Genomic DNA, 16426 nt, shown 5'->3' with positions numbered 1-16426 from the left:
AAATAGGCCAAGAGCAATTCCAGGAAAAGTGTGTAACGGTTTTCCGTCCGGAATTGCGAAACACAAGCTATGCCGCAGTTTTGTCGAGTGGCCGTTTCGTGTAAAGAGCGCGCACCCTCAAAATTCTTGGACCAGCCAGGCCGGCTGGCCGCCTCGACAGGAAAAGCTCAAGGAATGCGCACAGATACCGGCCATGTCTTCAAGCTCGAAGATTATCGCCCCTGCGACTATCTCATCCCGAGGACCAGCCTCGACTTTCGCCTGTCGCCGGACGCGACCCATGTGACCGCGCTGCTCACCATCGAGCGACGCGAGGGCGTCGCCGCCTCGGCGCCGCTGGTGCTCGACGGCGACGGGCTGACACTGCTCGGCGTCGCCATCGATGGGCACGCGCTCGCAGCCGGCGACTATGAGGCGACGCCGGACAGGCTGACGATTCTGAAGCCGTCGGCGGCTCAGCGTTTCGAGCTCCGCCTGGAGACGGAGATCGCGCCTTCGCGCAACGAGGCGCTTATGGGCTTGTACCGCTCCAGCAACGTCTATTGCACGCAATGCGAGGCCGAAGGCTTTCGCCGCATCACCTATTTTCTCGACCGTCCCGATATCCTGTCGGTCTACACTGTGCGCATCGAAGCGCCGCACAACGAGGCGCCGCTTTTGCTTTCAAACGGCAATCCCGTCGAACGCGGCGCGCTCGCCGACGGACGCCATTATGCGGTCTGGCACGACCCCTTCCCCAAACCCTCCTACCTTTTTGCACTGGTGGCGGGCGCGCTCGGCAAGGTGGCTGGCAGCTTCACCACCATGTCCGGCCGCGAGGTCGAGCTCGGCATCTATGTCGAGCCCGGCAAGGAACGGCTTGCCGGCTACGCGATGGACGCGCTGAAACGCTCGATGAAATGGGACGAGGAAGCCTTCGGCCGCGAATACGACCTCGACGTCTTCAACATCGTCGCCGTATCCGACTTCAACATGGGCGCCATGGAGAACAAGGGCCTCAACGTCTTCAACGACAAATATGTGCTGGCCGACGAGGAGACTGCGACTGATGCCGACTTCGCCAATATCGAGGCGATCATCGCGCATGAGTATTTCCACAATTGGACCGGCAACAGAATCACTTGCCGCGACTGGTTCCAGCTTTGCCTGAAGGAAGGGCTGACGGTTTACCGCGACCACGAGTTCTCCGCCGACCAGCGCTCGCGGGCGGTGAAGCGCATCGCCGAGGTGCGCACGCTGCGCGCGCACCAGTTCCCGGAAGACCAGGGGCCGCTCGCGCATCCGGTCAGGCCGCGCCGCTACCGCGAGATCAACAACTTCTACACGGCGACCGTCTACGAGAAGGGCTCGGAAGTGGTGCGCATGATCCGCACCATCCTCGGCGCGGAGACCTTCCGTGCCGGCATGGACCTCTATTTCGAGCGGCATGACGGCGAGGCGGCGACCATCGAAGATTTCCTCAAAGTGTTCGAGGACGTCTCCGGCAGAGACCTTGGGCAATTCGCGCTCTGGTACCACCAGGCCGGCACCCCGAACCTGACGGTGAGTTCCACGCACAATGCGGCGGCGAAGGAGTTCACCCTGGAGATCGAGCAGTCGGTGCCGCCGACGCCGTCGGAAAGCCGCAAGCGGCTGATGCATATCCCCTTGGCCTTCGGCCTGGTCGGCGCCAATGGCAAGCCCGTCACCTGGACGGCCGTCGAAGGCGCAACGGTGGATGACGGTGTCATCCATATCCGCAAGCGCCGGCACACGGTACGCTTCTCGGGTATTTCGCAACGGCCTTCGGTGTCGCTCAACCGCGGCTTCTCGGCGCCGATCACGCTTTCCGTGCAGCAGAAGGCCGACGACCAGTTCTTCCTCGCGGCGCATGACAGCGATGCCTTCGCGCGCTGGCAGGCGTTCAACACGCTGCTGACCGACGCGCTGATCGTCGCCTTCCGCCAGATCCTCGGCGGCAGGGAGCCGGCCTTCGCGGCACGGCTCGCCGAGCTTGCCGGCAGGATCGCCGGCGACGAGGCGCTGGAGCCGGCCTACCGGGCACTGGCGCTGTCGCTGCCCGGCGAAGCCGACATCGCCCGCGACATCGGCAAGGGCATCGATCCAGACGCCGTCTTCGCCGCGCGCGAGGCGCTGGCGCGGGCGATTGCCGAGGCAAACGGCGAGACCTTCGCGGCGCTCCATGACCGGCTTGCCGACAACGGGCCGTTCAGTCCGGACGCGGCGAGCGCCGGACGCCGGGCCCTGCGTAACACCCTGCTCGACTATCTTTCGCTGCTGCCGGCCGGCGCGGGCCTCGCCGCGCGGCACTTCACCGCCGCCACCAATATGACCGACCGCGCCGCGGCGCTCGCCGTGCTGGCTCATCGCCATTCAGGCACGGCCGAGGCCGAAGAAGCGCTGGCCGCTTTCGAGGTCCGCTATCGCGGCGACGCGCTGGTGCTCGACAAATGGTTCCAGATCCAGGCCGGCGTGCCCGGCGCGAAGACTGTCGAGAAGGTGCGCGAGCTGATGCGACATCCGGCTTTCTCGATCGCCAACCCGAACCGGGTGCGTTCTCTGATCGGCACCTTCTCCAGCGCCAACCAGACCGGCTTCCACCGCCCCGACGGCGAAGGTTACCGTTTCTTCGCCGAGACGGTGCTGGAAGTGGAGAAGCGCAACCCGCAAGTGGCGGCGCGACTGGCCACGGCGCTACGCTCCTGGCGCTCGCTGGAGCCTGGACGCCAGGCCAAGGCCAGACAAGCGCTGCTCGACATGGCGAAGGTTGAGAACCTGTCGGCGGATCTGCGCGATATCGTCGAGCGGACGCTGGCGTAGCGCCTTTTGCCTTCTCCCCTTATTGTGGGGGAAGGTGTCGCCGAACGCGACGGATGAGGGGGGCTCCAGGGAACACCTACGCCTCGCTCCGCTGGAATACCCCTCATCCGTCTCGGCGCTATCGCGCCGATCCACCTTCTCCCGCAGGGGGAGAAGGGAAAAGGACGAATTTCAATCAACTTTTAATCTTTTTCGCCCGCGCCTCTGGACAAGGCGAATCGGCTTTGATTCTTTAATGGCGATTCGGGGCGTGCGGCGTAGCCGGATCATCCAAGTATGCGGCAAATCGGGGAGTGCCATTTATGGCCAAGGCGGACGCGTGGGGCGCGCCCGGAGGGAAGGCTTTTGCGCGTCGCAAGGCAAGGAGCGACGGACTTGCCGGCAATGCGCGCCTGATCGCCGAACCCACCTATCAGCGGCTCCTGGCCGCCGAGCCGCTGCTGCGCCGGTCGATCCCGGCGCTGATCGTCGTTTTCCTCATCGTCATCGCGGCATTGCGCTTCCTGTCGCTGATGAACGAGCATGACGAGATCGAGCGCGACGCCAAGGCAGTGCTGGCGCTCGCCGCCGGCCAGATGGCGCAGGCGATCACCGCGGACCCCAGCGCGGCCGGCGTCAATGCCACAAGCCTCCTGGAGAACATCAGCCGCCAGGGCGCCATGAGCCGCGCCCATGTGCTCGCCGTCACCGACGCCAACTTCAAGGTCATCGCCGTTTCGCCGTTGTCGACGGGCTGGCAGGGCCGCACGCTCGACAGCCTCGTACTGGGCGGCCAGCCGCTGTTCATGTTCGGCGACCGCGCCGGCGTGATGGATGTCAGCACCGGCGGACAGGATTGGTTTGCCGCTGTCAGCCTCAGCGGCGACCGCAAACACGCGGCCGCAGTGCTGGTGCCGAAGGAAGCGGTGTTCGACAGCTGGCGCAAGTCTATGTCGCTCAACGTCACGCTGTTCGTGCTGACGGCGGGCGTGCTGATCGTCATCCTCTACGCCTATTTCGGCCAGGCGGCGCGCGCCCAGGCGGCGGACCGCATCTATCTCGAAGCGCATCAGCGCATCGACATGGCGCTGGTGCGCGGCCGCTGCGGGTTGTGGGACTGGGATATGGTGCGCGGCAAGATGTACTGGTCGCGCTCGATGTACGACATGCTGGGCTATGAGCCCTGCGACACGATGCTCTCCTTCGGCGAGGTCGACGAGATCGTCCACCCGGAAGACGGCGACCTGTTCGAGCTCGCCAACCGCATCATCGAACGCGAGATTGACCATATCGACCAGGTCTTTCGCATGCGCCACGCCGACGGACAATGGGTATGGATGCGAGCGCGCGCCCAGGTGATCGACCCGGAGGCGCCGGAGATCCAGCTGATCGGCATCGCCGTCGACGTCACCGAGCAGCGGCATCTGGCGCTGCGTTCGGAAGCGGCCGACATGCGGCTCAGGACAGCGATCGAGAACATCAACGAATCCTTCGTTCTGTGGGATGCCGCCGAACGGCTGATCATGTGCAATTCGAAGTTCCAGAAGGACAATGGGCTGTCGGATCGCGACGTGGTGCTGGGCGCGACGCGCGATATGCTGGAGCAGCGAATGCTGGCCTTCGCCTCGGAGCGCAGGTTGGCCAATGCCAACGGGCCGCATGGCGGCATCACACTCGAGCGCCAGCTCGCCGACGGCCGCTGGCTGCAGGTCAACGAGCTCAGGACCCGCGACGGCGGTGTGGTCTCGGTCGGCTCCGACATCACCCAGATAAAGCTGCATCAGGAAAAGCTGGTCGACAGCGAGCGCCGGCTGATGGCGACGATCCACGATCTCAGCCTCGCGCGGCGCGCCGAGGAGGAACGCGCCAGCGAACTGGTCGAGCTCAACCGCAAATACATGAAGGAAACCGAGCGCGCCGAGGCGGCCAATCGCGCCAAGTCGGAATTCCTCGCCAACATGTCGCATGAATTGCGCACGCCGCTCAACGCCATCATCGGCTTCTCCGAATTGATGCAGCAGGGCCTGTTCGGACCGCTCGGCTCGGAGCGCTATGAGGAATACGCGACCGACATCAACGGCAGCGGCAAATACCTGCTCGGCGTCATCAACGACATCCTCGATATGTCGAAGATCGAAGCGGGCCAGTTCTCGCTCGACCACGAGGAGATCGACCTCTGCCCGCTGATCAAGGAAACGGTGCGGGTGATCTCGCTGCAGGCAGCGGAGAAGTCGATCAATGTCGAGACGCGCATCGCCGATACGATGCGGCTCTATGCCGACCGCCGCGCGATCAAGCAGATCGCCATCAACCTGCTCTCCAACGCGGTGAAGTTCACCGGACAGGGCGGCAAGATCACGGTCAGGGCGCGCAACACGTCGGGCGCCCTGCTGCTCACCATCGAGGACAATGGCTGCGGCATTCCCAAGCAGGCGCTGAGCAAGCTCGGCCGGCCGTTCGAGCAGGTGCAGAACCAGTTTTCCAAGAACCACACCGGCTCAGGCCTCGGACTCGCCATCTCGCGCTCGCTGGCCGAATTGCAGGGTGGCGCGCTGAAGATCCGTTCGACCGAGGGTGTCGGCACTATCGTGTCGGTACGCATTCCGCTGAAGAAGGCGCCGTCCGCGGTGAAGGCGGCGGCTTAGAGCGTTTCACCGTTTCATGAAAACGGCGAACCGCTCTAGCTCTTTGTTTTTACGCAATTCCGAACGGAAAACCGCACACACTTTTCCTGGAATTGCTCTAGTTCAGAATGCGGAATTTCCAAAGGCTCCGGCGGACAGCGCCCCCTCCGTCCTGCTGGACATCTCACTTCCGGCTTGCCCCGGGCCGGTCAGGGCGGCAGTCAGTCAAACCCAACGGACTGTCGGGTCGCTAAACTGGACCGGTAAGGTTTAAATCATTTGCTGCTGTAGATGCCGGACTTGCATCGGCATCGGCGCCCTTCGATGCCCGTCTATAGATCAAGCTGATGACCAGACCGATATATCCGACCTGCAGAATGATCATGGCCAGGAGTGCCCATCCAAGCACCGCCCAGACAGAACCAGTTTCGTTGTAAGCCCAGATCGCCACGATGAATGACGTCGTGAACATGCCTACCAAAAATTTCGGAAGATCCATAATTGCCCAGCGCCCCAATGCATGGCGATTTAGGCGGCTTTCAAATCAGCCGTTAAGAACCCGCCGCTCCATTTGCGAAGCGGCGGGGCCCCCCATCGTCGGGGTGATGGTTGACCCCGGCATTGCTGACAGTGCAATTGCGGTGCCAGACCTATTGACCCATTACGGGACACCTCTGCCACTGGCGCAAGACCGGATCGCCGATTAATATTAACTGTGGCTAATGTGCCACCTGGGGAATCTCATGGCAACGATGCGGTTGATGGCGACGCTCCCGCACGAAGCAGACGGTCGAAATCTCTCCTGACCTTCCGCGACATCTCCTTGAGATGTGCTTCCAGCACAGCGAAATCCGGCAGGTCGGTGACCGCGAGCAGCAGATCCGAGAGTCCCGGCGGGACATCGTCGCGCTGGAACTCGCCGGTGAGGCAAAGCCTGATCATCTGGGTCAGCGCCAGATAGAGCCGATAGGCCTCGCCAAGCTCTTCACGCATATCGGCTGCGGCGAAGTCCGGAGAAAGCCGGGCCAGAATGTCGGCAGTCGCCGTGACCCGGCGGCCAGGTTCGATCGCGCCGGTAATGACCGCGACCTGCGCGATGAATTCCAGGTCGATGAGCCCGCCCGGGATCAGCTTGATGTCCCAGAGATCGCGCGGCGCCTTCTCCTTCTCGATCAGCGCACGCATGTCCGAGGCCTCGGCTTTGACCTTGGCCGCGTCGCGCGGCTGCGCCAGTACCGCCGCCACTTCCGTCTCGAGCTCGGCGCGGAGCTCGGCGTCGCCGCCGATGGCGCGGGCCCGTGCCAGCGCCAAGTGCTCCCAGGTCCACGCATCCTGGCGCTGATATTTCTTGAACGCGTCGATATGCGTGGCGACCGGCCCCTTGTTGCCTGATGGACGCAGGCGCAGATCCAGCTCGTAGAGCACACCTTCGGCCGTCGGCGCCGAGACGGCCGCGATCAGGCGCTGCGTCATGCGGGTATAGTAATGCGAAGGCGCCAGCGGCTTCTCGCCGTCGGAGTCCTCGGCGTCGGTGTCATGGTCATAGAGCAGGATGAGATCGACATCCGAACCCGCCGTAAGCTCGCGGCTGCCCAGCTTGCCCATGCCGAGCAGCGCCACCCTGCCGCCCGCGATGCTGCCGTGGCGCAGCGCGAATTCGGCGATCACGGCGTCGAGCGCCGCCTCGATGGTGAGATCGGCGAGATCCGAGAAGGCGCGCCCCGCCCGCGCCGGATCGATAGAGCCGGCAAGCAGGCGAACGCCGATCAGGAATTTCTGCTCGGAAGCGAAGATGCGCAGCCGGTCGAGCACATCCTCATAGGCGCGGTCGCCTTCGATAAAGGCGGCAAGCCGGGCCGAGAGATAGGCGCGATCCGGCAGTTCGGTGAGCAATGCCGGATCGAGCAGTCCGTCGAAGACATGCGGACGACGCGTGATGATCGCCGCCAGCCGAGGCGCGGCGCCCATGATGGTCGCCATCAGCTTGAGCAGCGCCGGGTTCGACTGCAGCAGCGAGAAAAGCTGGATACCGGCGGGCAGGCCGGCGAGGAACTCGTCGAAGCGCATCAGCGCCTCGTCGGCGCGCCGCGTCTGGCCGAAGGCTTTGAGCAGCGCCGGCGCCAATTCGGTCAGCCGCTCTCGCGCCTCGGCCGACTGGGTGACGCGGTAGCGGCCGAAATGCCAGCCGCGGATGACACGGCAGATGTCACTAGGCCGCTGGAAGCCCAGGCGATCGAGCGTCTGCAGCGTGTCGGGATCGTCGACATCGCCGGTGAAGACCAGATTGCCGACGCCGGCCGAAAGCTCGGGAGCAGTTTCGAACAGCGCCGCATAATGGCGCTCCACCTGCTGCAGCGAGGCGCGGAAGGCTTGGGTGAAATCCGCCTCGCCGGCAAAACCCAGCATCAGCGCGATGCGCTTCAGCTCCTCGTCTTCTTCCGGCAGGATATGCGTCTGCTCGTCCGCCACCATCTGGATGGCATGCTCGACGCGGCGCAGGAACCAGTATTGCCGCGTGAGCGCGTCGCGTGCGTCGGCGGTGATCCAGCCGCGCGCGGCGAGCGCTGCTAGCATCGGCACGGTCTCGCGGCCGCGCAGCTCCGGGAAGCGGCCGCCGGCGATGAGCTGCTGGGTCTGGACGAAGAACTCGATCTCGCGGATGCCGCCGCGGCCGAGCTTGACGTTGTGGCCCTTGACCGCGATCTCGCCATGGCCCTTGTGGGCATGGATCTGGCGCTTGATCGAATGGACGTCGGCAATCGCCGCATAGTCCATGTATTTGCGCCAGACATAGGGCTGCAATTCCTTGAGGAAGGCTGCGCCCGCGGCAAGGTCGCCGGCAACCGCCCGCGCCTTGATCATGGCCGCCCGCTCCCAGTTCTGGCCGCGCGCCTCGTAATAGCGAAGTGCGGCCTCGACGGGGATCGCCAGCGGCGTCGAGCCGGGATCAGGGCGGAGCCTCAGATCGGTGCGAAACACATAGCCGTGCTCGGTGCGATCCTGCAGGATGCGCACGAGCCGGCGGGTGAGGCGCGAGAACAGCTCGGTCGCGTCGAGCGGATCGATGACGGCCGGCGCTTCCGGATCGAAGAAGACGACGAGATCGATGTCGGAGGAAAAATTCAGCTCATGCGCGCCGAGCTTGCCCATGCCGAGCAGGATCCAGCCCGAACCCTTCGCCGGTTCCGCCCGATCCGGCAGCTTGAGCTTGCCTTGGCGGTGCGCGTCGAGCAGCAGGAAATCGACAGCGGCTTTTGTGCAGGCATCCGCGAGATCGCTGAGACGGCGCACCGTCACCGAGGTCTCCGCCTCGCCCGAAAGGTCGGCCAGCGCGATCAGGAAATGCGCTTCGGTCTTCCATTGTCGCAACGCCATCATCAGGCTCGATTCCGAGACGTCATCCACCTTGGCCGCGCCGCCTATCGCTTCGCCGACGGCGCCGAGCCGCGCTTCGATCGTCCGGTCGAACAGCGTGTCGAGAACGGATGGCCGCCGGCGCGCCACATCGCGCAGGAAGGGCGAGAGGTCGAAGACGGCCGCCAGCAGGTCCTGCAGTGGCCCCTCGCCCGCCAGGAATGCGGCGAGGCGCGAAAGCCCCTCTTCCTCGGCGGCATCGGCGATTTCCGACAATTTACGCCGGGCATGCTCCGCATCAAGGGGGCGGAGCGCCACTGTCGGGCTAAGCCGGAACTCGGATTCGATTTTCTTCTTCGCCATTTGTCCGCGCTGTCAATGCGTCTCCCGCAACGGGAAACTCATGACCACGGACAATCCGGGATTGGCGGGTAAAAGATCAAGCCTGCCGTTGTGGAAAGTCATGATTGCCTTGGCGAGGCTGAGGCCGAGACCCGAGCCCGGTTGCGAGCGGCTCTTTTCCAGGCGCACGAAGCGCTCGGTGGCGCGGGCGCGATCGGCGTCGTCTGGAATGCCGTGGCCATTGTCGGTGACGGCAAGCTTGATCTCGTTGCCGGCGCGCTCCAGCACCACCCGTACTTTCGGCGCCTCGGCAGCGTCGGTCGAGTATTTGATGGCGTTGTCGACGATGTTGGACAACGCCTGGCCGATTAGCTCGCGATTGCCGTTGATCGTGAAGGCCTCGGACACGGTCGTTTCCAGGGCAACCCCCGCCTCCTCCGCCACCGGCTCGTAAAGCTCGACGACATCGCTCACCGTGGCGGCGAGATCGACGGGACCGGTCTGTTCCGAGGAGTAGCCGGCCTCCAGGCGCGAGATCATCAGGATGGCGTTGAACGTCTTGATGAGCTGGTCGGACTCCGCGATCGTGCCTTCAAGCGCCTGGCGGTACTCCTCCGTCTTGTGCCTGCCGGCGAGCGTCGCCTCGGCGCGGTTGCGCAGCCTGGTCAGCGGCGTCTTCAGATCATGGGCGATGTTGTCGGAGACCTGCTTCAGCCCCTCGTTCAACATGGCGATCCTGGCCAGCATCGAATTGAGGTTTTCGGACAGGCGGTCGAATTCGTCGCCGGCGCCGGTGACCGGCAGCCGTCCGGACAAATCGCCGCCCATGATGCGGCGGCTGGCGTCCGAGACGCTGTCGATCCGCTTCAGCGCGGCGCGCCCGACGAAGAACCAGATCAGGATGCCGCCCAAACCCATCATGCCAAGCGCCAGGGTCAACGCGCGGCTGATGACGGCGCGGAAGCGCTCGGGCTCGCCGAGGTCGCGGCCGACCAGCATGATCATCTGGTTGGGCAGTCTCAGCACCAGCGCGATGGCGTTGTGCCCCTTCTCACCTGTCGATTGTGGAGTGTTGCCCTCGTTGGCCGGAGGCGTGGCCTGGTCCGAACCGCCGCTGCGCAGCCGATCGAGCTCGCCTTCGCCGAAGCGCTGGTAGGAAAACGGGTCCGTCGTCCAGCCCTCGGTCTCGATGACCCCGGGCTCCAGGCTCTGCACATTGCCGGTCAAGATCTGGCCGTTGGCGTCGGCGATCAGATAGAGATTGGCGCCGGGCTGGCGCGAGCGGGCCTCGACGACGCGCACCAGCACCGGCAGGCCGCCGCGCTGATAGGCGCGGGCCAGGCCCAGCACCTCGTCGTTGATGGTCTCCTGCGTCTGCGCGGTCAGCATGCGCGCCGACAGCGACGTCATGTAGAGGACGAGCAGCACCGCGCAGAGCGCGAAAAGCAGAAGATAAAGCGCCGAAAGCCGGGCCGCCGTCGTCTTCATGATGGCCGGCAGGGACAATGCCATAACGGGTTCTAGCCGCCTTTCAGCATGTAGCCGGCGCCGCGGATCGTGTGCAGGATCGGCTTGTCGAAGTCTTTTTCGATCTTGCCGCGTAGGCGCGAGACGTGGACATCGATGACGTTGGTCTGCGGATCGAAATGATAGTCCCAGACATTTTCCAGAAGCATGGTGCGCGTCACCACCTGGCCGGCATGGCGCATCAGATATTCGAGCAGGCGGAACTCGCGCGGCTGCAGCGTGATCTCGCGGCCGGCGCGCTTGACCGAATGCGACAGCCGGTCGAGCTCGAGATCGCCAACGCGATAGACCGTCTCGGACTCGCGCGCGCTGGCGCGGCGGTTCAGCACCTCGACGCGGGCGAGCAATTCGGAAAAGGCGTAGGGCTTGGTGAGGTAATCGTCGCCGCCGGCGCGCAATCCGGTGACCCGGTCGTCGACCTCGCCCAGCGCCGAAAGGATCAGCACCGGCGTGGTGTTGCCGCGCGAGCGAAGCGCGGCGATCACCGACAGGCCGTCACGGCGCGGCATCAGGCGGTCGACCACCATCACGTCATAGTCGCCGGCATCGGCGAGCGCGAAGCCGGTCTCGCCGTCGCCGGCGACATGGGCGGTGTGGCCCGCCTCGGCGAAGGCTTTCTGCAAGTAGTCCGCCGCCTCGCGATCGTCTTCCATGACGAGAATCTTCATGGAGCCGTTATACGCGATTTCATTGGAAGGTTGAGGGGCAGTCATATCGTCTTGCCTTCAAGTTAAAACGGCAGCGGGTGATGGGAAACCCGCTGCCGTCAGGAGCGAAACACGGTGACTGACTTACGTGCTCGGCCCCATGTTTCCCCACGGCGGCTCGGGGGTGTTGATACCGCCATGGGGAAGCTGAAAGTCGATGTCAGCCCTTGCCGACCGGCAGCGCCACGAAGCGATTCGAGTCGTCGCGGGTGATCTGCATCAGCACGGCCTTGCGGCCGGCCTTGGCGGCATCCGTCATCGCCTTGGACACGTCGTCGGTGGTGTTCACGTCGTTCGAATTGATCGAGGTGATGACGTCGCCGGGCTGGATGCCGCGGTCGGCCGCGTCGCTGTCGGGATCGACGTCGGTGACCACGAGGCCCTTGCCTTTTTCCGCCTTGGTGACGGTCAGGCCGAGATCGGCCAGCGTGTCGGCCTTGGCCGCCGGCGCCGACTGCTTGTTGCTGTCATCGTTCGAAGCCTGCTTGTCGCTTGCCGGCAGCGTGCCGAGATCGACCTTGACCGTCTCGTCCTTGCCGTTGCGCCAGACGGTGACGTCGACCGGTTTGCCCGGCGCGAATGCACCGATCATGCGGGCGAGCTCCTTCGGCGAGGCGACATCCTTGCCGTCGACCTTGGTGATCACGTCGCCCGCGACGATACCCGCCTTCTTGCCCGGCCCGCCATCCTGGGCGCTCGAGACCAGCGCGCCCTTGTCCGACTTCAGGCCGAGCGACTCGGCGATATCGGAGGTGACCGGCTGGATCTCGACGCCGAGCCAGCCGCGCTGGACCGAGCCGCTCTTCATCAGGTCCTGGACCACCTGCTTGGCGGTCGAGGCCGGGATATCGAAGGCAATGCCGACGCTGCCGCCCGACGGCGAGAAGATGGCGGTGTTGATGCCGATCACCTGGCCGTTGAGGTTGAAGGTCGGACCGCCCGAATTGCCGCGGTTGACCGAAGCGTCGATCTGGATGAAGTCGTCATAAGGGCCGGCGCCGATGTCGCGGCCGCGGGCCGAGACGATGCCCGCGGTGACAGTGCCGCCCAGGCCGAACGGATTGCCGACGGCGACCACCCAGTCGCCGATGCGGACCTTGGAATCGTCGGCGAAGTCGACATAGGTGAACTTGTTGCCGCCGCCATCGACCTTGAGCACGGCGAGATCGGTGCGCGGATCGGTGCCGATCAGCTTGGCGTCGAGCTCCTTGCCGTCATTGGTGACGACGCTGAAATCCGAGCCTTCCGAGACGACGTGGTTGTTGGTGACGAGATAGCCGTCCTCGGAGATGAAGAAGCCCGAGCCCTGAGCGATCGGACGCGGCTGGCCATTGCCATGGTCGCGGTGGTCGAAGCGGCGCATGCCGAACTGGCCACCCTGGTCACCGAAGCCACGGAATTCCTTGAAGAAGCGGCGCAGCTGCGGATTGTCCGGCAGGTTGTCGAAACCATCCTGATCGTCGGAACCATCGTCGGCCGTCGGCTGGATCTTGGCCTTGACCTTGACGCTGACGACCGCTGGCGAGACATGCTCAACGACATCGGCGAAGCTCGGCACCTGCGGGGCTTCGACGCGCACGGCATCGGCCAGCACGGGGGCGGTGCCGGTGGCAAGCGCGCCCGCGCCGACCGCACCGATAACGGCCAGGGACGCTGCAGCCGCCATCAGGCGCTTTCGGGTGGAGGCAAATGAATTGGGGGCATTATTCATGGGGTTTCCTATCCTCTGTCGACGTGGATGCGCTCAGGCGAAGCATCCTCGGGCAAGAGGATTAGAGAGCCGCACATTACGGCGCCATTTCCGGTACATGAAAGTTTTGTAATGTTGGGGGATTGGCGACGATGACCACAGGCATGCCGCGCTTGGAAGGCTTGCGGAAGCACCCGAGACTTCGTCATTCCAGGGCGAAGCAGGAGCGAAGCTCCGTCGCGGAGACCCTGGAATCCATGCCGTTACCTCGCGCGAGGGTTGCAGCAGAGCAGAAATTCTGTACGGCCGCGACGCTTCGAAGTCACGGAATGGATCCTCGGGTCTGCGCGCGTCGCTTCGCTCCTTGCTTCGCCCGTGGATGACGACGACACAGGGGTCTCGGCCAATCTCCGAGGTCCGCAATTCATGTTAGTCGCTTAGCATCTTATCCAGCGCCGCCTGTTCCTCGGCGCTCAGGGTGCTGTCCGGCACAGTTCGGCGCGAGCGGGCGCTGAGCACGATGAACAGTCCGCCGGCCAGAAGCAGAAACACCGGCGTGCCCCACAAAAGCGCGTTGCGCAGGCTGAAGCGCGGCTTCAAGAGCACGAACTCGCCATAGCGCGAGACGATATAGTCCATCACCTGCTGGTCGGTGTCGCCGGCGACGAGGCGCTGGCGCACAAGGATGCGCAGGTCGCGAGCAAGATCGGCGTCGGATTCGTCGATCGACTGGTTCTGGCAGACCATGCAGCGAAGGCCTTCCGAGAGCGCGCGCGCCCTCGCCTCCAGCGCCGGGTCCTGCAACACCTCGTCAGGCTTCACCGCCTGTGCGGCGCCGGTGAAAAACAGCGCCAGCAGCAGGGCCAGCGAGGCGAGTGAAAATCTTGCGCTCATGTCGGGCTCGCCAGGGCGGCGGCCGCCTTGCGCCGCTTTGCCGGCGCGCCGACGCGCAGGCGGCGGTCGAGCAGCGACATGGCCGCACCCGCCATCATCACCAGGCCGCCGCCCCAGATCAGCGTCACCAGCGGCTTCCACCACAGGCGCACGACGACGGAGCCGTCATTGTTCTCGTCGCCGAGCGACAGATAAAGCTGGCTCAAGCCCAGCGTCCTGATGCCGGACTCCGTCGTCACCGTCTGGCGCACCGGATAGAAGCGTTTTGCGGAGGTAATCATGCCATCGGCGTTGCCGTCGGCGCCCATCAGCAGGAAGCGGCCGCGATCCTCGGTGAAGTTCGGACCTTTCCGTGGGGAGAGCCCTTCGAAGCGCAGCGTATGGCCGGAGAGTTCCACCGTCTCGCCGGGATGCATGCTGAGGATTTTCTCCGTGCCGAAGCAGAGCGTGCCGACGATGCCGAGCAACGTCAGCCCGAGGCCGAGATGGGCCAATGCCGTGCCGAAGACGGAGCGCGGCAAGCCGGCGAAGCGGCGAAGCATGGCAGCCGGCGGCACGGCGCCGAAGCCGGATTTGACGGCAAGGTCGGTCAACGCGCCGACGACCAGCCAGACGGCAAGACCGACGCCAAGCGCTGCGAAGACCGAGGCGCCGTCGATGAACAGGCCGGTGACCAGCATCGCGGTGATCGCCAAAGCGAAGGCCGCCATCAGGCGCTGCGAGGCGGCAATGACGTCGCCGCGCTTCCAGGCGAGCAAGGGGCCGAACGGCACGATCGCCAATAGCGGCAGCATCAGCGGTCCGAAGGTCAGGTCGAAGAACGGTGCGCCGACCGAGATCTTGCCTCCGGTCAGCGCCTCCAGCGCCATTGGGTAAAGCGTGCCGACCAGCACCGTTGCCGTGGCCGTGGTGAGGAACAGGTTGTTCAAGACCAGCGCGCCCTCGCGCGAGATCGGATGGAACAGGCCGCCCGCCGTCAGCCGCGAGGCGCGCAGCGCAAACAGCGCCAGCGAACCGCCGATGAACAGCGTCAGGATGCACAGGATGAAGACGCCGCGCGCCGGATCGGTGGCGAAGGCGTGCACGGAGGTCAGCACGCCGGAACGCACCAGGAAAGTGCCGAGCAGCGACAGCGAGAAGGTCAGGATGGCCAAGAGCAGTGTCCAGATCTTCAGCGTCGAGCGCTTCTCCATGACAATCGCCGAATGAAGTAGCGCGGTGCCGGCAAGCCAGGGCATGAAGGAAGCGTTCTCGACCGGATCCCAGAACCAGAAGCCGCCCCAGCCGAGCTCGTAATAAGCCCAGTAGGAACCCATAGCGATGCCGCCGGTCAAAAACATCCAGGCGACCAGCGTCCAAGGCCTCACCCAGCGTGCCCAGGAGGCGTCGATGCGCCCCTCGATCAGCGCCGCGACCGAGAAAGAGAAGCAGATCGAGAAGCCGACATAGCCGAGGTAAAGCATCGGCGGGTGGATCGCGAGGCCAAGGTCCTGCAGGATCGGATTGAGGTCGCGGCCCTCGATCGGTGCCGGATTAAGGCGGATGAAGGGATTGGACGTCGCCAGGATGAACAGGAAGAACGCGGCGCCAATCATGCCCTGCACGGCCAGCACATTGGCCTTGAGCGTCGCCGGCAGATTGTTGCCGAAGACGGCGACCAGCGCGCCGAAGAAGGTCAGGATCAGCACCCAAAGCAGCATCGAGCCTTCGTGATTCCCCCAGGTGCCGGTGATCTTGTAGATCATCGGCTGCAGCGAATGGGAGTTCTCCCAAACGCTCGCCACCGAGAAGTCCGAGCCGGCATAGGCGCTTGCAAGGGCGGCGAAGGACAACGCGGTCAATGCGAAGCCGGTGACCGTGACCGGACCACCCACCGCCATCAGCCGCTGGTTGCCGGTGCGGGCGCCGACCAGCGGCACCAGCATCTGCACCAGCGACAGCGCGAAGGCGAGCACAAGCGCGAAATGTCCGGTCTCGACCATTGGTTACCTGTTCTCTCGCAGGTTCTGATCGCAAAACCGCATGGCACTTTTACGGAACCTGCTCATCAGTTCGTGCTTTCCTGCCAAACGCCCTTGGCCTTCAGGCCGTCGGCGACTTCCTTGGGCATGTAGCGCTCGTCGTGCTTGGCCAGCACGCTGTCGGCAACGAAGACGCCGTCCGGGCCGAAAGCGCCCTCGGTGATGACGCCCTGCTCCTCACGGAACAGATCGGGCAGGATGCCGGTATAGGTGACCTTGACCGATTTCTGCTTGTCGGTGACCGAGAAGGCGACGGTGGCGCCTTGCCCGCGCATGATGGTGCCCTTCTCGACGAGGCCGCCGAGCCGGATCCGCTGTCCGGGCGGCACGCTTGCCGTGGCGAGGTCGGCCGGCATGTAGAAATAGGAGGCCTTCTGTCCCAGCGCATAGAAGGTGAGGCCGGCAGCGGCGCCGAGGAAAGCCAGCCCCGCCAGGATCACCGACATCCGCTTCTGCCTGCGCGTCATT

10 protein-coding genes are annotated in these 16426 nt (G+C 64.7%); 2 read left to right on the top strand and 8 right to left on the bottom strand.

Annotated features, from left to right (window positions below; genetic code table 11):
• Positions 1 to 174: 174 nt before the first annotated feature.
• Both pepN and CK219_RS11580 read left to right on the top strand, forming a co-directional pair.
• Entirely contained in the window at positions 175 to 2820 is a 2646-nt protein-coding gene (pepN, locus tag CK219_RS11585; protein WP_095766899.1) for an aminopeptidase N, read from the top strand.
• 302 nt (positions 2821 to 3122) lie between these two features.
• Positions 3123 to 5444, top strand: a complete 2322-nt coding sequence (locus tag CK219_RS11580; protein WP_095766898.1) for an ATP-binding protein — start codon at positions 3123 to 3125, stop codon at positions 5442 to 5444.
• Positions 5445 to 5673: 229 nt separating this feature from the next.
• On the opposite strand, the gene CK219_RS11575 is transcribed toward CK219_RS11580, so the two are convergent.
• The 8 genes from CK219_RS11575 to ccmE form a co-directional block, all read right to left on the bottom strand.
• Complete coding sequence (locus CK219_RS11575) at positions 5674 to 5922, bottom strand: hypothetical protein (protein ID WP_095766897.1); 249 nt, start codon at positions 5920 to 5922, stop codon at positions 5674 to 5676.
• 242 nt (positions 5923 to 6164) lie between these two features.
• Positions 6165 to 9140, bottom strand: a complete 2976-nt coding sequence (locus CK219_RS11570; RefSeq protein WP_095766896.1) for a bifunctional [glutamine synthetase] adenylyltransferase/[glutamine synthetase]-adenylyl-L-tyrosine phosphorylase — start codon at positions 9138 to 9140, stop codon at positions 6165 to 6167.
• A gap of 12 nt (positions 9141 to 9152) precedes the next feature.
• Positions 9153 to 10631: a HAMP domain-containing sensor histidine kinase gene (locus CK219_RS11565; RefSeq protein WP_095766895.1), complete on the bottom strand. Its 1479-nt coding sequence runs from the start codon at positions 10629 to 10631 to the stop codon at positions 9153 to 9155.
• An 8-nt stretch (positions 10632 to 10639) separates the two neighbouring features.
• Positions 10640 to 11314, bottom strand: a complete 675-nt coding sequence (locus tag CK219_RS11560; protein WP_095766894.1) for a response regulator transcription factor — start codon at positions 11312 to 11314, stop codon at positions 10640 to 10642.
• Between the two features lie 199 nt (positions 11315 to 11513).
• Positions 11514 to 13064, bottom strand: coding sequence for a Do family serine endopeptidase (locus CK219_RS11555; RefSeq protein WP_095766893.1), 1551 nt, complete (start codon positions 13062 to 13064; stop codon positions 11514 to 11516).
• Between the two features lie 408 nt (positions 13065 to 13472).
• Positions 13473 to 13937, bottom strand: coding sequence for a cytochrome c-type biogenesis protein (locus CK219_RS11550; protein ID WP_095766892.1), 465 nt, complete (start codon positions 13935 to 13937; stop codon positions 13473 to 13475).
• Entirely contained in the window at positions 13934 to 15919 is a 1986-nt protein-coding gene (locus CK219_RS11545) for a heme lyase CcmF/NrfE family subunit (protein WP_095766891.1), read from the bottom strand. The genes CK219_RS11550 and CK219_RS11545 overlap by 4 nt, the downstream gene beginning before the upstream one ends.
• A gap of 65 nt (positions 15920 to 15984) precedes the next feature.
• Positions 15985 to 16425, bottom strand: a complete 441-nt coding sequence (gene ccmE, locus CK219_RS11540) for a cytochrome c maturation protein CcmE (protein ID WP_095766890.1) — start codon at positions 16423 to 16425, stop codon at positions 15985 to 15987.
• Position 16426 lies beyond the last annotated feature (1 nt).

It is taken from the genome of Mesorhizobium sp. WSM4313, assembly GCF_002294725.1.
In the GTDB taxonomy this organism is placed as follows: Bacteria; Pseudomonadota; Alphaproteobacteria; order Rhizobiales; family Rhizobiaceae; genus Mesorhizobium.
Note: the sequence above shows the minus strand (reverse complement) of the source record. Positions and strands in the feature narration are given on the sequence as shown.